This window comes from Mesorhizobium sp. M0276, from assembly GCF_040321755.1.
GTDB lineage: Bacteria > Pseudomonadota > Alphaproteobacteria > Rhizobiales > Rhizobiaceae > Mesorhizobium.
On sequence record NZ_JAMYSC010000035.1, the window covers coordinates 1 to 17,757 of the forward strand.

Consider the following 17,757-nt stretch of genomic DNA (forward strand, 5'->3'; position numbering starts at 1 on the left):
GTCCATCCCGGCGTCTGCTACAGTCGCCGAAGGGCCTTTGCGCGCCGCTAGTCAAAGTCGCAGCCTGGCTGTCGCCAGCAACGCTACACCTCAGCGTCAACGACCCAATGGCGCCGTCTCTCGCGTCGCAGATGGTCCTGCATCGCGACGACGGGCGACCGCCTAAGAGCGATCGGCGAGCCCGCTCCGGCGCCTCGGACACACTGTCGAGCCCTAAATCCCCATAGCCCCGCCCGCCATCCCGCGGTTCAGTTCAATCAGGCTTCAATGTAGTCGCGACCCGTGCATGCCCGCCCAATCGCGCCCGCGACTACACAGAACCCTCCAGATTCAACGTTCATGCTGGGCAAGGAGGTCAGCATGGATGGGCAAGCCTTACTCGATGGATCTTCGCGAACGGGTTGTTGCGTCAGTTGAGCAGGGTGGCCTGTCGCGGCGGCAGGCGGCAGTGCGCTTTGAGGTTGGGATCAGCACCGTCATCAGATGGGTGAGCCGGTTGCGCGAAACGAACAGTCTTGCGCCCGGCAAGATGGGTGGGCACAGACCGAAGAAGATTGCCGGTGAGCATCGGGAGTGGCTGCTGGTGCGCTGCCGGGCCGCGGATTTTACGCTACGCGGACTTGTGGCCGAACTGGCCGAGCGCGGCCTTGCGGTCGACTACCGCTCGGTGTGGGAGTTCGTCCACGCCGAGAAGCTCAGTCACAAAAAAAGACGCTGATCGCGGCTGAGCAGGATCGCCCGGATGTGGCGCGCCGGCGGGCACAGTGGACCAAGTATCAGGACCGTATCGATCCTTCCCGCCTGGTGTTCATCGACGAGACATGGACCAAAACCAACATGGCGCCGCTCAGGGGATGGGCGCCGCGCGGCGAGAGGATCAAAGCCAAGGTGCCACACGGCCATTGGAAGACAATGACCTTCCTGGCGGCGCTGCGCCATGACCGTGTCGATGCACCATGGCTCATCGACGGACCGATCAACGGCGAGCGTTTCCAGCTCTACGTCGACAAGGTTCTCGTCCCCACCCTCAAGCCAGGCGACATCGTCGTCATGGACAATCTCGGCTCGCACAAGGGCAAGGCCGTGCGCCGCGCCATTCGCTCAGCCGGCGCCAGGCTGTTCTTGCTGCCGAAATACTCGCCCGACCTCAATCCTATCGAGAAGCTCTTCGCCAAGCTCAAGCACTGGCTGCGCAAGGCTGCCAAGCGAACAGTCGAAACCGTCTGTGACGCCATCGGCCAAATCCTCGGCGAGGTCACGTCAACCGAATGCCGAAATTACTTCACCGAGGCTGGCTATGCCCAACCTAAATTCATCCCGCTCTAATCGCCGTTAACCTTAACAAATGGTTTCCGTTGCGGTGTCGAGCGGCAGGGCCCACTGTCCCGGCGAAAGCAGGGAATGGTTCAAATTTGGCCGCTCCTTGCTTTGCGAAGCGGGAACGGCGATGCGACACGTACTGACCTCTTTTCTGGCCTTGCACTGGGCGATCGTTTTCGCCCTGCTCGCACTCATCTGCATCGACGGAAGCCGTGGTGTGGCGACGGCTCTCGGCGTGTTGGGAGCCACAATCGAGGATAGCCGCTTCATCGACCTCGACAAATTTGTCGTCGTGGCGCCGCTCGCGACCGCATTGCTCGTCGTGGCGGTGCTGTTCTTCTGGGCCTTTGTCGAAACCCTGATCAACGACGCTACCAGCCAGGGCGTCGACAGCGTTGCCCGGATCGCCTTCATCTGCGCGTCCGGCGTGTTGTCGCTGATCGTGGTCGGTGGCGCCGCGCAAGGCATCAACGGGCTGTTCATGGTTGTCGCCGTGCAGTTGGCCGCACTTCAGGCGTCTTATGTCGCCATGCTTGCCGAGCGGCGGTCCGCGGTTGCGGCAGTTGCTTCGGGCGAGGGCGAGGTTCGCGCCGTCGCGCATGGCATGGCAAAGGCCGCGGCCCACAATTCGCTGCTTTCACTCATATCGGGCCGAACAGGCTCTAATTCCGGGGGAGACCGCTGATGCGTTACATCTTCGCATCCTGGGCGGCCCCCATGGCGATTTTCTGGGGCTGGTTCTATCTGTCGGCCAATGACATCAATTTTGGCTACACGATGCTCAGCCGACAGATGCACGACATCTTCTTCCAGCTCTATGGTCAGATGCTCGGCATCGATCCGGCGACCATCCCCGACATGGTGGCAAAGGCCTGCGTCTTCGACGGGTTTCTGCTGATGGCGTTGTGGGCGTTCCGCCGCCGTCGCGAGATCACAGGCTGGCTCAGCCGGCGTTGGGCAGGTCCGGGTCCGTTCGACCGGATGCGTGGAGCGACTGAAGCCGGTCCAAAACTCCCTGCAGAATAAACGCGGCTGCCGCCGAATCGATCTTGCCGGCGCGTTTGCGGCGCGAGAAGTCCATCTCGATCAGCGTTCTTTCGGCCGCGACCGTCGATAGCCTTTCATCCCAGAGCACGAAGGGCAGGTCGCTGATCTGCGCCATGTTGCGGACGAAGGCGCGCGATTTCTGAGCGCGAGGCCCTTCTGAACCGTCCATGTTGATCGGCAGCCCGATCACCACCGCGCCCGCGTTCTCCTTTTGCAGCAAGGCGAGCAGCACCGCCGCATCGAGCGAGAATTTCCTTCGCATGATGACTGGTCGCGGATGGGCGAAGGAAAACCCCTGGTCCGACACCGCGACGCCAATCGTCTTATCGCCGAGGTCGATCCCGGCCAGCGTCTTGCCTCCGGTTAACCGCGCCGGCAATTCATCGATCGTGATAATGCCCACCGGCGTCCTTCACCTTCACCGCTATGTGTTCTCTCAAACGCACAACGGACACAGTAACCCTTTGATCTGCGGTCTATCGGCGTTCTATCCTTTGGCAAGCCAAAAATCGAGGAGTGCGTTCCATGAAACTGACCTGGTATGGCCACTCGGCCTTTCGCATTGAAACCGCTGACGCCAAGATCCTCATCGATCCCTATCTGATCGGCAATCCGTCCTGGACGGGCGGCTGGGAAGGGCCGGCTGAGGGCGTCACGCATGTGCTGCTGACGCATGGACACAGCGACCACATCAGCGGCGCGCTGGAAGTGCTTGGCAAAAGCGGCGCCCAATTAGTCGCGAATTTCGAGATCTGCATGTACCTGGTCGGCAAGGGCGTCAGCGACAAGAAGATCAATCCCGGCAACATCGGCGGCACCGTCGATTGCGGCAGCTTCACCACCACGTTCGTCCAGGCGCTGCATTCCTCCTCGTTTGGCGAAGAGGGTGGCAAGAACGTCTATCTCGGCAATCCCGGTGGTCTCGTCCTGCACTTCCCGGAAGACAAAACGCTGTACCACATGGGCGACACCGACATCTTCTCCGACATGGCGCTGATCAACGAATTGCACGAGCCGAAGATCGGCATCGTGCCGATCGGCGACCGCTTCACCATGGGTGGCGCGGTGGCGGCACTTGCCTGTCGCCGGTTCTTCAAGTTCGAGACCGTGGTTCCCTGTCACTTCGGCACATTTCCGATGATCGATCCGACCGCCGATAAGTTCGAGGCCGGCCTGGAAGGATCCGGTGTGACGGTGGCATTGCCTGACATCGGAGAGACGATTACGATTTAGAAGTAGCCAAGGCGGAATAAATCGGTGTTGGGGCGATCTCTTTACGTGTCCATGTTTGTTGCGGCGTCGCCCGCGCTCGCCGCGGATGATTTCATAGAGGGCATCTATCTTCAGTCCGAGGAGCTTTGCAAACAGGCCAAAAAAGACACGCTGCAAACGCTTGTCGACGCAGGGAACATCGTGCTTTCGGCCCGCGGCCTGCAAAGCGTCGAATACAATTGCGAGTTTCTGCAGATCAGCAAGGCGACGGCCTCGCCAAGCTGGGCGGTGACGGCAATCTGCCAGGAGCCGGGCTATGTCTATCCGGATGTCCTCTCGGTGACGCAAATCAACCCGAAGCAGGTCGATCTCGTGTCGGTTCGGCCCACCGATAGCGAAAGCGAGGCAAGCGGCAACAGCGGCAGCTACTATCTGTGCGAGGGCGTTGCCCTGCCGTAGACAGCACCTTGCCCTTGGACCGATGGCCGAGAGCCGGGCCGCCACCACGGTCCGGTCTGCCGCATGATGCATGTTGCGCACCGCGCGCGGCGCCGCTATAGCCCGAACTGGTTTTCCCCGAGGCAAAAACATGTCCGTCGATCTGCAAACAGTGAAGCGCGTCGCGCATCTCGCCCGCATCGCGGTGAATGAAGAAGATGCCGAGCGCATGACTGGCGAGCTGAACGCCATCCTCGGCTTCGTCGAGCAGCTGAACGAGGTCGATGTTTCCGGCGTCGAGCCGATGACCTCGGTGACCCCGATGGAGATGAAGAAGCGCCAGGACGTTGTCACCGACGGCAGCAAGGCGACCGATATTGTCGCCAACGCGCCGGCGACCGACGAGAATTTCTTCCTCGTTCCGAAGGTCGTGGAGTAGCGGGCCGATGGCAATCGAGATCGCCATCGAGACGCCGCTGCAGGACGACGTGCGCGGCCTGGTCCAGGAACTCAACGAAACCTTGCTCGAATTGACGCCGCCGGAGCACTGCTACCACCTGACGGTCGAGCAGATGGCCGGCGACGACACGACCGTCTTCATCGCCCGCGAGGATGGTCTCGCTGTTGGCTGCGGCGCGCTGAAGCGCCATGACGGCGCCATCGGCGAGGTCAAGCGCATGTTCACGCGGCCTTCGCATCGCGGCCGCAAGATCGGCGCCAGGATCGTCGAGCGGGTCGAGGCGCTGGCGCGCAATGAGGGGCTGACGCGCCTGGTTCTGGAGACGGGCGATCGCCATCCCGCCGCGTGGACCGTCTACGAACGTGCCGGGTTTTCGCGCTGCGGCCCGGTGCTGGATTATCCCGATTCCAAGTGGTCGGTTTTTTACGAAAAGAGCCTTTGATGAGCGACCTGACCCAGCTGACGATTTCGCAGGCCCGCGCCAAGCTGCGCGGCAAGGAGATCACCGCGACCGAGATCACCGAGGCCTATCTGTCGGCCATCGATCGCGCCAATCTGGCGCTCAATGCCTATGTCGCGGTGACCGGCGACAAGGCGCGCGACATGGCCAAGGCCTCCGACGCAAAACTGGCGAAGGGCGAGGGCGGTGCGCTGGAAGGCATCCCGCTCGGCATCAAGGACCTGTTCGGCACCGAAGGCGTCCATACCCAGGCCTGCAGCCATGTGCTCGACGGTTTCAAGCCGCGCTATGAATCGACCGTCACCGCCAATCTGTGGGCCGACGGCGCGGTCATGCTGGGCAAGCTCAACATGGACGAATTCGCCATGGGCTCGTCGAACGAGACGTCATATTACGGGCCGGTCATCAACCCGTGGCGGCGCTCGCGCCTCGACACGGTGGTGATGCCGACGACGCATCAGGGCGACGGCGGCTTCGTCTCGGCCGGCGGCACCAGGACCGCGCGCAGCCTGGACAACGCGCAGCTGGTGCCGGGTGGTTCTTCCGGCGGTTCGGCGACCGCGGTTTCGGCTTTCCTGTGCGCCGGCGCCACGGCGACGGATACTGGCGGCTCGATCCGCCAGCCGGCCGCCTTCACAGGCACCGTCGGCATCAAGCCGACCTATGGCCGCTGCTCGCGCTGGGGCATCGTCGCGTTCGCTTCGTCGCTCGACCAGGCCGGCCCGATCGCCCGCGACGTGCGCGATGCCGCGATCCTGTTGAAGTCGATGGCGTCCGTCGATCCGAAGGATACGACCTCGGTCGACCGGCCGGTGCCGGATTATGAAGCGGTGATCGGCAAGCCGATCAGGGGCATGAAGGTCGGCATTCCCAGGGAATACCGCGTCGATGGCATGCCTGAAGAAATCGAGGCGCTTTGGCAGAAGGGCATTGCCTGGCTGAAGGACGCCGGCGCCGAGATCGTCGACATTTCCCTGCCGCATACGAAATACGCGCTGCCGGCCTATTACATCGTGGCGCCCGCCGAGGCTTCGTCCAACCTCGCGCGCTATGACGGCGTCCGCTACGGGTTGCGCGTACCGGGCAAGGACATCGTCGACATGTATGAGAAGACCCGCGCCGCCGGTTTCGGCCGCGAGGTCAAGCGCCGCATCATGATCGGCACCTATGTGCTGTCGGCCGGCTATTACGATGCCTACTATCTGCAAGCGCAGAAGGTGCGCAATCTGATCAAGCGCGACTTCGAGACCGTCTTCGCCGCCGGCGTCGATGTCGTCCTGACCCCGGCAACACCATCCGCCGCCTTCGGCATCGCCGATGAGGACATGGCGGCCGATCCGGTCAAGATGTATCTCAACGACATCTTCACGGTCACGGTGAACATGGCCGGCTTGCCGGGCATTGCCGTGCCTGCCGGGCTCGACGCCAAGGGCCTGCCGCTTGGGCTGCAGCTGATCGGCCGGCCGTTCGACGAGGAAACCCTGTTCCAGACCGCTGCCGTCATCGAGCAGGCGGCCGGCACATTTCAGCCGGAAAAGTGGTGGTAAGCATGCCGCTCGTCCGAGAGCGATGAGCGATGTTCTTCTATTTTTCCAAAATATTCTGGTTTTTCATCCAACCGCTCAATTTGGCGATCTTCCTGCTGCTGGCGGGATTGCTCGCGGCGATGATCGGCCGGCGGCGGCTGGCGGTCACCGGCTGCGTGCTGGCATTTCTGATCCTTGCGCTGTCAGCCTGGACGTCGCTTGGCGCCATGATGCTCAACCCGCTGGAAGAGCGCTTTGCGCGCCCGAAGCTGCCGGAAAAGGTCGACGGCATCGTCGTGCTCGGCGGCGGTTTTGAAGGCTCCATCAACCTGGTGCGCGGCGGCTACGAGCTTAACAGCAGCGGCGATCGGATGGTCGAGGCCGCGATTCTGGCCCAGCGCTTCCCCACTGCCAAGGTGATCGTCTCGGGCGGCACCGGCGAGTTGTTTCCCGACGGCGAGGGCGACGCCGCCACCGCGCCTCGTCTGCTCACCGCGCTGGGTGTGACGGCCAATCGCCTCATCCTGGAGAACAAATCCCGCAACACCTATGAGAATGCCGTCTTCAGCAAGGAATTGGTGACGCCGAAGCCCGGCGAGACCTGGCTGCTGGTGACCTCTGCCTTCCATATGCCGCGCGCCAAGGCGCTTTTCGACAAGGCCGGCTTTGCGACCGTTCCCTGGCCGGTCGACTATCGCACCTCGGGGCGGGAAGGCATCGGCCTGTTCCGCGACAATCCAGCCGATTCGTTGCAGGCTACCACCGTGGCGATCCGCGAATGGATCGGGTTGATCGCCTACTGGCTGTCAGGACGGATCGATCAGCCTTTTCCTGGCGGCTGACCGATCACCGCTTGCCTGGCCGCTGAGAAGAACTGGCGCCGCACCAGCACGGCCAGCAGCAACAGCGTCGACAACACGAACACCATGGGGTCTACGAACCAGCCGAGATAGCCGATCGAGAAGAACACACCGCGCAGGCCGGCGTTGAAATGTTTTCCGGCGAGCATGTTCATCTGTGTCGCGCGCCACACCGCCGTTTCGGTAACCGGATTGCGCGAGGCTTCGCCATGCGGGATCGGCACGGCGCCGATCAGGATCGTGCAGTAGTTGAACAGCCGATAAGCCCAGCCGAATTTAAAGAACGAAAACGCCAGGATCAGCACCAGTCCGAACACCTTTATCTGGAAGGCCGCGCGTGACGGGGCGCCGCCCAGGGGCAGATCGCTGAGCACTTCAAGAACCCGGTCGGACGCGCCCAGCAAGGCAAAGCAGCCGCCGATCGCGATCAGTGAGCTGGACGCGAAGAAGGCGGTGCCTTGCTGCAGACCGCTCATGATGGCGGTGTCGACGATGCGGATCTCGCGCTCGGCCATGGTCCGCATCCAGGCTTGCCGCTGTGCATTCATCGCCGTGGTCAGCGACACGCGGCTGATCAGCTTGCCGTCGGAGGCGAGCGTGTGCAGCAGCCACGCGATGAGGAAGAAGGCCAGCGCCGCGAGATCGGCTGTCGAAAGCTCGATAGAATCGCCCATAGGCTGAATCTATCACATCCGGTGCGGTCGCTTCGATGTCCGCAACCAGCGATCTAGGGCTTCGAATTCAGGTGAACAAAAGACCTGACGACGGCCAGTTCGGCGGTGTCGGCAGCTTTTGTGCCGGTAGCTTTTCACGATAGGAATTTTTTCTTGATTTCGTGACCTCAGCTATGGTACATATTTATCTATGGTGCTGATTTGCGCCAGTGACCCGCCGCGCAGGCGGGTTTTTCGTTTCCGTCAGCCTACGCGCCGGCGAAGGCTCCGAAGAAACCCGTTAACCCGAGTTCGTAGCCCTGACCAGCGATCGGCATCAATGTCGCTGCCGGAGCAAACAAGGTCGGCGGGTGCGGCGCCGCGGTTTCCAAAAGGGCGGAAACATCTGGGAATTCCTATATGTAATCCTCGACCTGACTCCAGGAGACAACGCCGCGTGTTCCTTTCGGTTTTCGACCTGTTCAAGATCGGCATCGGACCCTCGAGTTCTCATACGATGGGGCCGATGACCGCTGCGGCGCGGTTTCTCGATGAGGTCGCGGGAAATGACTGGCCGCGCCCGGCGGGCGTGAAGGTCGATCGGCTTGGCGCCAGCCTGCACGGATCACTCGCCTATACCGGCATTGGCCATGGCTCGGATCGCGCCGTCGTGCTCGGCCTTGCCGGCCTGACGCCACAGACGGTCGATCCCGACCAGGCCGATGGCATTGCCGGCCGCATCGCCGCCGAAAAGCGCATCTCGCCGCCCGGCCATCCCTCCTATCGCTTCGATCCGGCAACCGATCTGGTGCTGGACCGCAAAACTCCGCTCACCGGACACGCCAACGGCATGGCGTTCTACGCCTATGATTCAGGCGGCCGCCTGCTGCTCAAGCGCATCTACTATTCGATCGGCGGCGGCTTCGTGGTTTCGGAAGAAGATCTGCAGCGGATGAAGGCCAAGGGCTCGGTGACATCAGAAGGCAAGAAGGTGCCTTATCCGTTCAAGAACGCGGTCGAGATGCTGGCCATGGCCGGCAAAAGCGGCCTTTCCATCGCCGACATGAAGCGCGTCAACGAGGAGACGCAGATGTCGCGCGAGGAGCTCGATGCCGGCCTTGACGACATCTGGAGCGCCATGAAGGGCTGCATCGACCGTGGCCTGTCGCAGGACGGCATCATGCCGGGCGGACTGAAGGTGCGCCGTCGTGCCCGCATGCTGCATGACAAGCTGCAGGAGCAGTGGCAGCAGAACAAGCCTAATCCCTTGCTCGCCAATGACTGGCTGTCGATCTATGCCATGGCGGTCAATGAGGAGAATGCCGCCGGCGGTCGCGTCGTCACCGCGCCGACCAACGGTGCTGCCGGCACGCTGCCGGCGGTGCTGCGCTACTGGCTGCATTTCCATCCCGAGGCCGACCAGCCTAGCATCCGCGACTTCCTTCTCACGGCAGCCGCGGTTGGCGGCATCATCAAGACCAACGCCTCGATCTCGGGCGCCGAGGTCGGCTGTCAGGGCGAGGTGGGGTCAGCGTCGGCGATGGCGGCGGCCGGCCTGTGCGCCGTGATGGGCGGCACGCCTGAGCAGGTCGAAAACGCCGCCGAGATAGCGCTCGAACATCATCTCGGCATGACCTGCGATCCGGTCGGCGGGCTGGTGCAAGTGCCGTGTATCGAGCGCAATGCGCTGGGCGCCGTCAAGGCGGTGACGGCTGCGTCACTGGCCATCAAGGGCGACGGCATCCATTTCGTACCGCTCGATGCGGCGATCGAAACCATGCGCCAGACCGGCCTCGACATGAACGAGAAGTACAAGGAAACCAGCCTTGGCGGGCTAGCAGTCAATGTCGTGGAGTGCTGAGGGCTGGCCTAAACTGCTACTGTGGAGAAGGTCGATCAAGCCGTTGACGCGTCCCCGCGGCGGACTAAACTTTAAGCGATGTCTCTCAATCTCATAAAACTCTGTGTCGGCTGCGACAGCGTTGAGGATCTCGAAGAGTGGATCGCCTTCCGTCTCGACGAGCGGCGGCGCGCCGGTGAGCCGGTCGAGCAATATCACACCACCCGCATGGTGCCGACGCGCGGTGCCGAAGTTACCGATGGCGGTTCGCTCTACTGGGTGATCAAGGGCAATGTGCAGTGCCGCCAGCTGATCACCGAGATCCGGCCATTCACCGACCGTGAGGGCATCGGCCGTTGCCACCTGATTCTCGACCCCGAGGTTGTTCGAACCGACTGGCAGCCGCGGCGGGCCTTTCAGGGCTGGCGCTATCTGAAGCCGGCGGACGCGCCGGCCGATCTAGGCCAGGGCAAGGCGGGGCTGATCGAGATGCCGCCGAAACTCAGGCGCGAGCTTGCCGATCTCGGGCTGCTCTGACCTCCCGGAATCCGAGCCTCTGGCTCTCAATGTTGCCTTGGGCGGGGCTTGCAAGCGGCGGCACAGCGCCACATCTTGTTTCCATGAACGACAAGAAGCAGCCCGTGCCCGCAAGGGCCAATTCTGCGCCGGTCAAACCTCAATCCAATGCCGGCGAGATCGAAGCCTTTCTTCGGCAGGCAAGGACGCTGGCTGCCTCGGCGAAGGGGTCGGGCAGGCTGATCCTCTCGCTCGACGCGACGATGAGCCGCCAGCCGACCTGGGATCTGGCTTGTGAGCTGCAGGGCCAGATGTTCGATGCCGTCGGCAAGGCCGGAACCCTCAGTGTCCAACTGGTCTATTTTCGCGGCCTGGGCGAGTGCCGTTCGTCCGCTTTCGTGACCGATACCAGTGCCTTGAAGCAGTTGATGACGCGAATCCAATGCCGCAGCGGCCACACCCAGATCGGCAAGGTGCTGACGCACGCGCTGAAACAGACCGCTACGGCCAAGGTCAATGCGCTGGTCTATATCGGCGATGCCATGGAAGAAAACATCGACGATCTGGCCGAAAAGGCTGGCAGCCTCGGCCTGCATGGCGCTCCTGTCTTCGTTTTCCAGGAAGGTCATGATTCCGGCGCAGAAAAAGCGTTTAAGGAAATCGCCCGGTTGTCCAAAGGGGCTTGGTTCCGATTTGATAGGCGGGCTGCCGCGACTCTAGCCGAACTGCTTTCGGCGGTTGCGGTGTTTGCAACCGGCGGGCTGGCGGCGCTCGAGGCCAGAGGCAGGCCGGAGGACCGGCTGATGATCGAGCATCTGCGGGGCAGCGGGAACTGATGGGCGCGGTTATCTTATTCGTAGCATTGCTTCTGGTGCTTCTCGGCGCGGTGACCATCTTTCTGCGCGCCGATCCGGGAAAACTGGCGAGCGGAATGCGCACGCTCGGGCCGGTTCTCCTGGCGCTGGTCGGCGTCACTTTGCTTGTGGTCGGGCGCGAAGGCATCGCCGGCATCATACTGGCCGCGGCAATTGCCTGGTACGGTTCTGTGCGGATGAAACACCAGACGGCCAGACCGGTGCAGGGCAAGCGTTCGACGGTGCGTACCGCCGCATTGGAAATGGAACTTGATCACGCTACTGGCGGCCTGGAGGGCCTCGTGCTGGCCGGCCGCCATGAAGGCAAGATGCTTGGTGCGATGGGATTAGCCGAATTGCAGCATCTCTACCGGGAACTCTCCGGCGACCCGGAGAGCCGACAGCTGCTAGAGACGTATCTTGACGGCAGATTTCCCGTCTGGCGCAAAAACACTGATGCGGACGGTGGCGAAGGGTTGGGTGTTGCGCCAGGTTCGGGCGCCATGACTAAGGAGGAGGCCTACAAGGTCCTTGGTCTTGAAGCGGGGGCCGCCGCGGCGGATGTCCGCAAGGCGCACCGCCGCCTGATGCAGCGCCTCCACCCCGATATCGGCGGCACGTCTTTCCTGGCGGCGCGGATTAACGAAGCCAAGGACGTCTTGCTCTCCAACCACAACTAGTCTCCTTCGACGCAGAAATTTTCCGGGAGATGGCTTCCACGCCGTCCTACTGCTGGACGGCGTAGCACTCGATGTTCTTCTTCTTCAAAGCGGTACAGGTCTTCCAGGCGGCGGTCTTCGAACCAAAGCCACCAAAGCGGGCGCGGTAATAGGTGACCCCGTCCTTGTCGAAGGCGACGGTGAAGCCGGACGCGTCGGCCAACACGTTGGGTGCCTTCTTGGCGGCCTTGTCGAGGAAAGCCTGGGCTTCAGACTGTTTCGGCGACGAGGCGACCTGAATGGCCCAGCCCGACGGCACCGACGCCGTGCTGACCGGATCGACAGGCGCAGCCGGCGTCGGCTCGGCGTAAGCAGCGACGACCTGGGCAGTGGCAATTTGAGGGGCCGAGACGATGACGGTCTTGACCTTCCTGGTCTTGACGACCGGGGCTGCCTCTTCGGCCTGCGCGGTGTCGTCTTCCGCGACGGTGGCGTCCTCGGCAACCGTGGCATCTTCCTGCGCCACAACAGGCTTGTCGTCCGGCGTCGGCGCGTCGTGCTTGGGCAGGAGCACCTTGGCAAGCGCAGTGACCGGGTTGTTGCCGCCGGCCTTGGCGACCAGATCGCCGCCGCCTCGGGTAGAGGCCCTCGGCAAGTAGGTGTTGATCAACATCGCCATCTGGTTATCGCGGCTGCCGCCGGAAGTGCCGCCCATGACCACGCCGACGAGGCGGCGATTGCCGTCGGAAACCGACGAGACGAGATTGAAGCCGGAGGCGCGGGTGTAGCCCGTCTTGATGCCGTCGACGCCCTTGATGCGTCCGAGCAGGCGGTTGTGGCCGTTGATGCGCTGGCGCCCGTAGAGAAAGGAACGCTGCGAGAAATAGCCGTAATACTGCGGGAAATGCTCCCTCAGCGCGATGCCAAGCGTCGCCATGTCGCGCGCGGTGGTGAACTGGCCGGGGTCGGGCAGGCCATTGGCGTTGCGGAAGACGGTGCCGTTCATGCCCAGCGCCCGTGCCTTGGCGGTCATCATGCGGGCAAAAGTGGGTTCATTGCCGCCGAGCATTTCACCTAGCGCGGTGGCCGAGTCGTTCGCTGACTTGGTGACAATCGACAGGATCGCGGTCTCGACCGTGACAGAACCGCCCGGCTTAACCCCGAGTTTCGTCGGTGCCTCGGCGGATGCATGGGCCGAAAACACGACTGGCGAGTTCGTGCTGATCTTTCCCTTCGCCAGTGCTTCGAAGGTCAGGTAGAGCGTCATCATCTTGGTCAGCGATGCCGGATAGCGCCTGCCGTCGGCGTCCGCCGAATACAGCACCTTGCCGGTCTTGGCGTCGATGACGATGGCCGCCGACCTCGCCGCCAGCGACGAGGCAACGTCGCCGCAAACGAATGCCATCGCCATGGCGATGATCATGATCGTTTTGAGAGGGGAGGTGGATTTGGAAACGATGCCCAACAACGCCTTACGCACTGGTACTTCCCTTGGATTCTTCGTTGCGCTGGAGGCGGCAAAGGGTCCTGCCTCGCTTCCGGCCAAGCTACCGGGGCAGCGTTACCAATCCGTTTATGGTAACCGCCGCGTTCACCATTTTCTTCGAGCTTGAAGCTCTCTTTATTCGATTTTTAGCCATTGGCTGCGCAGGCGGGTTCGCGCGCCGGTGGAATATTGACTTTTGTGCGACGCACAATATATTAAGGTGCACTGCACAAGGGCGCCCCGAAGAAGGACGCCTCAACCGTCAAGGGAATTAGAAATGACCCAGACCTATGAGGACTTCAGCAAATACGGCAAAGAGTTTGCCGACACCGGATTGAAGAGCTTCGCGTCGCTCTCCAAGGGCGCCCAGGCGATCGCCACCGAGGCTGGCGAATACACCAAGAAGAGTTTTGAGTCAGGCAGCGCTACTATAGAGAAGCTGTTTTCGGCCAAGTCGCTGGAAAAGGCGATCGAGATCCAGTCGGATTATGCCAAGCAGTCCTACGAGGCGTTCGTCGCCGAGGCCACCAAGATTGGCGACCTTTATGCCGAACTCGCCAAGGAAGCTTACAAGCCCTTCGAATCGATCGTTGCCAAGGCGAAGTAATTTTCGCCCGGCGAATTAGCTTCGTCCAGACACGACTCAGAGTTGGCCCTTTGGGCCCGTAAAAAACCCGGCAGCGGAAACGCGGCCGGGTTTTTGTTTTCAATTGCCGATCAAAGGCCTCGCGCCCTTCACGATTGCGAAAATCGTCCAAGTTTGGTCACCTAGCCATATTGTCAGCTAAACAGAAGGGCTTAAAATCGTCCATCGAACACCTACATGTCGAGTTCGCATGGGGATTCGAAAGAGGCAGGAATACGTGACGATCGGTTTGACTGCCACGAGATGCGTGGTGCGGATGCAAAACGGCGGCGGCGACGGCAATGAGGCCGGCCGCGGGACGGCCGTCATCACGCGCACGAAAACCAAAACCAAGAAGCCCAGCCTTTATCGGGTCCTCATCCTCAACGACGACTACACGCCCATGGAGTTCGTGGTTCACGTGCTGGAGCGTTTTTTCCAGAAGGACCGCGAAGCCGCCACACGCATCATGCTTCATGTTCACAATCATGGAGTGGGCGAGTGCGGGGTCTATACATTCGAGGTGGCCGAGACCAAAGTGTCCCAGGTCATGGATTTCGCCCGACAGAATCAGCATCCGCTGCAATGCGTGATGGAGAAGAAGTGAGGTAACATGCCGGCTTTCTCCCAAGGCCTGGAAAAGGCGCTTCACCAAGCGCTGACGCTCGCCAATGAGCGGCACCATGAATACGCAACCCTTGAACATCTGTTGCTCGCGCTCATCGACGACACCGAGGCGGCTGCCGTCATGCGCGCCTGCAATGTCGATCTCGATGAGCTCAAGCATACGGTTCTCACCTATATCGACACCGAGCTCGACAACCTGGTCACCGGCTACGACGAGGACTCCAAGCCGACGGCCGGTTTCCAGCGCGTCATCCAGCGCGCGGTGATCCATGTGCAGTCATCGGGCCGCGAGGAAGTGTCGGGCGCCAACGTGCTCGTCGCCATCTTCGCCGAGCGCGAGAGCCATGCCGCCTATTTCCTGCAGGAACAGCAGATGACCCGCTACGACGCGGTCAACTACATCTCGCACGGCATTGCCAAGCGTCCGGGCGCGTCGGAAACACGCTCGCCGCGCGGCGCCGAAGACGAGCAGGGCGGCCAGAACGGCGCCGAGCCGCAGGAGGAAGGCGGCAAGAAGAAGCAGCAGCAGGACGCGCTGACAGCTTATTGCATCAACCTCAACAACAAGGCCAAGGCCGGCAAGATCGACCCGCTGATCGGCCGCGAGTCCGAGATCAACCGCACCATCCAGGTGCTGTGCCGCCGCTCCAAGAACAACCCGCTCTATGTCGGCGATCCCGGCGTCGGCAAGACGGCGATCGCCGAAGGCCTGGCCAAGCGCATCGTCGAAGGCGACGTTCCCGAAGTGCTGCACAACGCCACCATCTTTGCGCTCGACATGGGCACGTTGCTCGCAGGCACGCGCTATCGCGGTGACTTCGAGGAACGGCTGAAGCAGGTCGTCAAAGAGCTCGAGGACTATCCAGGTGCTGTGCTGTTCATCGACGAGATCCACACGGTGATCGGGGCAGGGGCCACATCAGGCGGCGCCATGGACGCGTCGAACCTGTTAAAGCCGGCCTTGTCGTCGGGTGCGATCCGCTGCATCGGTTCGACCACCTACAAGGAATTCCGCCAGTTCTTCGAGAAGGACCGCGCCCTGGTGCGACGCTTCCAGAAGATCGACGTCAACGAGCCGACCATCGAGGACGCCATCGCGATCATGAAGGGCCTGAAGCCCTATTACGAGGAATTCCACAAGGTGAAGTTCACCAACGAGGCGATCAAGGCCTCGGTGGAGCTGTCGGCGCGCTACATCAACGACCGCAAGCTGCCGGACAAGGCGATCGACGTGATCGACGAGACCGGCGCCTCGCAAATGCTGGTGCCGGAAGCCAAGCGCAAGAAGACCATCGGCATCAAGGAGATCGAAGCCACGATCGCCACCATGGCGCGCATCCCTCCGAAGACGGTTTCGGCCGATGACGAGAAGGTGCTGCAGGGCCTCGACATCGAGCTGAAGCGCGTCGTCTATGGCCAGGACACCGCGATCACCGCGTTGACCTCGGCCATCAAGCTGGCGCGTGCGGGCCTGCGTGAACCGGAAAAGCCAATCGGTTCCTACCTGTTCTCCGGCCCGACCGGCGTCGGCAAGACCGAAGTGGCCAAGCAGTTGGCCGCCTCTCTCGGCGTCGAGCTGATCCGCTTCGACATGTCGGAGTACATGGAACGTCACACCGTATCGCGGCTGATCGGCGCGCCTCCCGGCTATGTCGGCTTCGACCAGGGCGGCCTTTTGACCGATGGCGTCGACCAGCATCCGCACTGCGTGCTGTTGCTGGACGAAGTCGAGAAGGCGCATCCGGACCTGTTCAACATCCTGTTGCAGGTGATGGACCACGGCAAGCTGACGGACCACAACGGCAAGCAGATCGACTTCCGCAATGTGATCTTGATCATGACCACCAATGCGGGTGCGTCGGATGCGCAGCGCGCGGCGATCGGCTTCGGCTCGACCAAGCGCGAAGGCGACGATGTCGAGGCGATCAACCGCCTGTTCACGCCGGAGTTCCGCAATCGTCTCGATGCGATCATCCCGTTCGGCTCGCTGCCGGTACCGGTTATCCACCAGGTGGTGCAGAAGTTCGTCATGCAGCTCGAGGCCCAGCTTTCCGAGCGTGGCGTCACCTTCGACCTGTCGCCGGATGCGATCGCCTGGCTCGCCGACAAGGGTTATGACGAGCGCATGGGAGCGCGGCCGCTCGGCCGGGTGATCCAGGAGCACATCAAGAAGCCGCTGGCCGACGAGGTGCTGTTCGGCAAGCTCAAGAAGGGCGGTACGGTGCGTGTCACCGTCGAGAAGAAGGAAACCGGCGAGACCGGCCTGAAGCTCGAATCGCTCGCCGACGAGGCACCGGTCAAGCCGAAGAAGGAAGAGCCGGAAGAAACGCCGAAGCCCAGAAAGGCCGTGGCGAAAAAGCCCGCGGCCAAGAAGCTGGTGGCGCAGAAGCCCGAAGCCAAAGGCAAGGACGGCGGCAAGCGCAGCCTCGTGCCGCAACTGCCCAGAAAGAACTGACTTGATGAGAGTCGAAAAAGCCCCGGAGACGGGGCTTTTTCATGGAGCGAGTGCTGCTTGTCGGTGTTCGCTGCCCGGTCGAAATCATCATGGAGAGGGCATGCGGCCAGCGCGCTGCCGGCTGCTGCAGCAAGGCATCGCACGGCCGAGTGCGATCGAGTGATGGGCTCAGCCCGACCTAAACTGTTCCGTTTGCCGGCGATTGCGGTGTCAGCTTTGCAGTGCCGCCCGTATCTTTTCGGCGTTTTCGGCCAACACCTCCGGCTTTTCCATCGCGCCCGTGTGTGGCTTCAGCGGGATGCCGTCGAAGCGCGGGATGACATGCACATGGAGATGATAAACGGTCTGGCCCGAGGCCAGCTCATTGAACTGCATGACGGTGACGCCGTCGGCGCCGAAGGCCTTTTTCACCGCCTGCGCCACTTTCTGAACGACCGCGAAGAGCGGGCCGAAAATTGACGGATCGGCGTCGAGCAGGTTGCGCGACGGCACCTTCGGCACCACGAGCGTATGGCCCGGCCCCTGCGGCATCACATCCATGAAGGCTATGAACGCATCATCCTGGTAGACACGGTGCGAGGGAATTTCGCCGCGCAGGATTTTCGCGAAGATGTTGTCGGTGTCATAAGCGGTTTCAGCCATGGCAAATGCTCCCGATTGTGACTTTTGCTGTAGCGAAGCCGTCGAAAGTCGGCAAGACGATCGTCGATCCTGCCCTG

At 62.1% G+C, this 17,757-nt stretch carries 20 protein-coding genes; 16 read left to right on the top strand and 4 right to left on the bottom strand.

All coding sequences use genetic code 11. The features are described from left to right. The first annotated feature begins 364 nt into the window (after nt 1-364). The 3 genes from NKJ01_RS24465 to NKJ01_RS24475 all read left to right on the top strand — a co-directional run bounded on the left by NKJ01_RS24465 (nt 365) and on the right by NKJ01_RS24475 (nt 2,346). A protein-coding gene (locus NKJ01_RS24465; RefSeq protein ID WP_502898192.1) for an IS630 family transposase occupies nt 365-1,326 on the top strand; the annotation gives its coding sequence in 2 pieces (ribosomal slippage) (nt 365-703 and nt 706-1,326; 960 coding nt in all). Nucleotides 1,327-1,447: 121 nt separating this feature from the next. Next, entirely contained in the window at nt 1,448-2,005 is a 558-nt protein-coding gene (locus tag NKJ01_RS24470) for a hypothetical protein (RefSeq protein WP_352731707.1), read from the top strand. Further along, complete coding sequence (locus NKJ01_RS24475) at nt 2,005-2,346, top strand: DUF6105 family protein (RefSeq protein ID WP_352731709.1); 342 nt, start codon at nt 2,005-2,007, stop codon at nt 2,344-2,346. The genes NKJ01_RS24470 and NKJ01_RS24475 overlap by 1 nt, the downstream gene beginning before the upstream one ends. Here the strand turns inward: NKJ01_RS24475 and ruvX are convergent. Continuing rightward, entirely contained in the window at nt 2,264-2,770 is a 507-nt protein-coding gene (ruvX, locus tag NKJ01_RS24480) for a Holliday junction resolvase RuvX (RefSeq protein WP_352731711.1), read from the bottom strand. The genes NKJ01_RS24475 and ruvX overlap by 83 nt on opposite strands. Nucleotides 2,771-2,892: 122 nt before the next feature. Here ruvX and NKJ01_RS24485 point away from each other — a divergent pair, with 122 nt between their 5' ends. The 6 genes from NKJ01_RS24485 (at nt 2,893) to NKJ01_RS24510 (ending at nt 7,305) form a co-directional block, all read left to right on the top strand. Further along, entirely contained in the window at nt 2,893-3,600 is a 708-nt protein-coding gene (locus tag NKJ01_RS24485) for a metal-dependent hydrolase (protein WP_023759275.1), read from the top strand. A 51-nt stretch (nt 3,601-3,651) separates the two neighbouring features. Next, nucleotides 3,652-4,038, top strand: a complete 387-nt coding sequence (locus NKJ01_RS24490; protein ID WP_352731797.1) for a hypothetical protein — start codon at nt 3,652-3,654, stop codon at nt 4,036-4,038. A gap of 130 nt (nt 4,039-4,168) precedes the next feature. Continuing rightward, the gene (gene gatC / locus NKJ01_RS24495) at nt 4,169-4,456 is read left to right on the top strand and encodes an Asp-tRNA(Asn)/Glu-tRNA(Gln) amidotransferase subunit GatC (RefSeq protein WP_023759273.1); all 288 of its coding nucleotides are present in this window, start codon (nt 4,169-4,171) and stop codon (nt 4,454-4,456) included. A gap of 7 nt (nt 4,457-4,463) precedes the next feature. Further along, nucleotides 4,464-4,919: a GNAT family N-acetyltransferase gene (locus NKJ01_RS24500; protein ID WP_352606210.1), complete on the top strand. Its 456-nt coding sequence runs from the start codon at nt 4,464-4,466 to the stop codon at nt 4,917-4,919. Then, on the top strand, nt 4,919-6,484 hold the full coding sequence (locus NKJ01_RS24505) for an amidase (protein WP_352731714.1): 1,566 nt from the start codon (nt 4,919-4,921) through the stop codon (nt 6,482-6,484). Before NKJ01_RS24500 ends, NKJ01_RS24505 begins: the two co-directional genes overlap by 1 nt. Before the next feature lie 29 nt (nt 6,485-6,513). Next, nucleotides 6,514-7,305: a YdcF family protein gene (locus NKJ01_RS24510; protein WP_352731716.1), complete on the top strand. Its 792-nt coding sequence runs from the start codon at nt 6,514-6,516 to the stop codon at nt 7,303-7,305. Here NKJ01_RS24510 and NKJ01_RS24515 read toward each other — a convergent pair. Then, on the bottom strand, nt 7,284-7,997 hold the full coding sequence (locus NKJ01_RS24515; protein ID WP_352731718.1) for a DUF599 domain-containing protein: 714 nt from the start codon (nt 7,995-7,997) through the stop codon (nt 7,284-7,286). The genes NKJ01_RS24510 and NKJ01_RS24515 overlap by 22 nt on opposite strands. 436 nt (nt 7,998-8,433) lie before the next feature. On the opposite strand from NKJ01_RS24515, the gene NKJ01_RS24520 reads away from it, so the two are divergent. The 4 genes from NKJ01_RS24520 (at nt 8,434) to NKJ01_RS24535 (ending at nt 11,866) form a co-directional block, all read left to right on the top strand. After that, entirely contained in the window at nt 8,434-9,837 is a 1,404-nt protein-coding gene (locus tag NKJ01_RS24520) for an L-serine ammonia-lyase (RefSeq protein WP_352731721.1), read from the top strand. 78 nt (nt 9,838-9,915) lie between these two features. After that, complete coding sequence (locus NKJ01_RS24525; RefSeq protein ID WP_352731724.1) at nt 9,916-10,353, top strand: DUF1489 family protein; 438 nt, start codon at nt 9,916-9,918, stop codon at nt 10,351-10,353. Between the two features lie 83 nt (nt 10,354-10,436). Then, the gene (locus tag NKJ01_RS24530) at nt 10,437-11,168 is read left to right on the top strand and encodes a VWA domain-containing protein (RefSeq protein ID WP_352731726.1); all 732 of its coding nucleotides are present in this window, start codon (nt 10,437-10,439) and stop codon (nt 11,166-11,168) included. Next, nucleotides 11,168-11,866: a DnaJ domain-containing protein gene (locus tag NKJ01_RS24535; RefSeq protein WP_352731728.1), complete on the top strand. Its 699-nt coding sequence runs from the start codon at nt 11,168-11,170 to the stop codon at nt 11,864-11,866. The genes NKJ01_RS24530 and NKJ01_RS24535 overlap by 1 nt, the downstream gene beginning before the upstream one ends. Nucleotides 11,867-11,912: 46 nt before the next feature. On the opposite strand, the gene NKJ01_RS24540 is transcribed toward NKJ01_RS24535, so the two are convergent. Further along, entirely contained in the window at nt 11,913-13,325 is a 1,413-nt protein-coding gene (locus NKJ01_RS24540; protein WP_352731730.1) for an SPOR domain-containing protein, read from the bottom strand. A 283-nt stretch (nt 13,326-13,608) separates the two neighbouring features. On the opposite strand from NKJ01_RS24540, the gene NKJ01_RS24545 reads away from it, so the two are divergent. The 3 genes from NKJ01_RS24545 to clpA all read left to right on the top strand — a co-directional run bounded on the left by NKJ01_RS24545 (nt 13,609) and on the right by clpA (nt 17,038). After that, the gene (locus NKJ01_RS24545) at nt 13,609-13,938 is read left to right on the top strand and encodes a phasin family protein (protein WP_023759263.1); all 330 of its coding nucleotides are present in this window, start codon (nt 13,609-13,611) and stop codon (nt 13,936-13,938) included. 295 nt (nt 13,939-14,233) lie between these two features. Next, on the top strand, nt 14,234-14,563 hold the full coding sequence (gene clpS / locus NKJ01_RS24550; RefSeq protein WP_010909565.1) for an ATP-dependent Clp protease adapter ClpS: 330 nt from the start codon (nt 14,234-14,236) through the stop codon (nt 14,561-14,563). Nucleotides 14,564-14,569: 6 nt separating this feature from the next. Next, a complete protein-coding gene (gene clpA / locus NKJ01_RS24555; RefSeq protein WP_023759262.1) occupies nt 14,570-17,038 on the top strand; it encodes an ATP-dependent Clp protease ATP-binding subunit ClpA in 2,469 nt (822 codons plus the stop codon). Nucleotides 17,039-17,248: 210 nt separating this feature from the next. On the opposite strand, the gene NKJ01_RS24560 is transcribed toward clpA, so the two are convergent. Beyond that, nucleotides 17,249-17,680, bottom strand: a complete 432-nt coding sequence (locus tag NKJ01_RS24560; protein WP_352731733.1) for an HIT family protein — start codon at nt 17,678-17,680, stop codon at nt 17,249-17,251. Between the last annotated feature and the right edge of the window lie 77 nt (nt 17,681-17,757).

What these genes read in the sequence shown, in the direction of transcription:
- NKJ01_RS24475 (WP_352731709.1), top strand. Translation starts at nt 2,005, where the DNA reads ATGCGTTACATCTTCGCATCCTGGGCGGCCCCCATGGCGATTTTCTGG.
- NKJ01_RS24530 (WP_352731726.1), top strand. Translation starts at nt 10,437, where the DNA reads ATGAACGACAAGAAGCAGCCCGTGCCCGCAAGGGCCAATTCTGCGCCG.
- NKJ01_RS24505 (WP_352731714.1), top strand. Translation starts at nt 4,919, where the DNA reads ATGAGCGACCTGACCCAGCTGACGATTTCGCAGGCCCGCGCCAAGCTG.
- NKJ01_RS24545 (WP_023759263.1), top strand. Translation starts at nt 13,609, where the DNA reads ATGACCCAGACCTATGAGGACTTCAGCAAATACGGCAAAGAGTTTGCC.
- clpS (WP_010909565.1), top strand. Translation starts at nt 14,234, where the DNA reads ATGCAAAACGGCGGCGGCGACGGCAATGAGGCCGGCCGCGGGACGGCC.
- gatC (WP_023759273.1), top strand. Translation starts at nt 4,169, where the DNA reads ATGTCCGTCGATCTGCAAACAGTGAAGCGCGTCGCGCATCTCGCCCGC.
- NKJ01_RS24525 (WP_352731724.1), top strand. Translation starts at nt 9,916, where the DNA reads ATGTCTCTCAATCTCATAAAACTCTGTGTCGGCTGCGACAGCGTTGAG.
- NKJ01_RS24485 (WP_023759275.1), top strand. Translation starts at nt 2,893, where the DNA reads ATGAAACTGACCTGGTATGGCCACTCGGCCTTTCGCATTGAAACCGCT.
- NKJ01_RS24515 (WP_352731718.1), bottom strand. Translation starts at nt 7,997, where the DNA reads ATGGGCGATTCTATCGAGCTTTCGACAGCCGATCTCGCGGCGCTGGCC.
- clpA (WP_023759262.1), top strand. Translation starts at nt 14,570, where the DNA reads ATGCCGGCTTTCTCCCAAGGCCTGGAAAAGGCGCTTCACCAAGCGCTG.
- NKJ01_RS24535 (WP_352731728.1), top strand. Translation starts at nt 11,168, where the DNA reads ATGGGCGCGGTTATCTTATTCGTAGCATTGCTTCTGGTGCTTCTCGGC.
- NKJ01_RS24560 (WP_352731733.1), bottom strand. Translation starts at nt 17,680, where the DNA reads ATGGCTGAAACCGCTTATGACACCGACAACATCTTCGCGAAAATCCTG.
- NKJ01_RS24490 (WP_352731797.1), top strand. Translation starts at nt 3,652, where the DNA reads ATGTTTGTTGCGGCGTCGCCCGCGCTCGCCGCGGATGATTTCATAGAG.
- NKJ01_RS24470 (WP_352731707.1), top strand. Translation starts at nt 1,448, where the DNA reads ATGCGACACGTACTGACCTCTTTTCTGGCCTTGCACTGGGCGATCGTT.
- NKJ01_RS24500 (WP_352606210.1), top strand. Translation starts at nt 4,464, where the DNA reads ATGGCAATCGAGATCGCCATCGAGACGCCGCTGCAGGACGACGTGCGC.
- NKJ01_RS24510 (WP_352731716.1), top strand. Translation starts at nt 6,514, where the DNA reads ATGTTCTTCTATTTTTCCAAAATATTCTGGTTTTTCATCCAACCGCTC.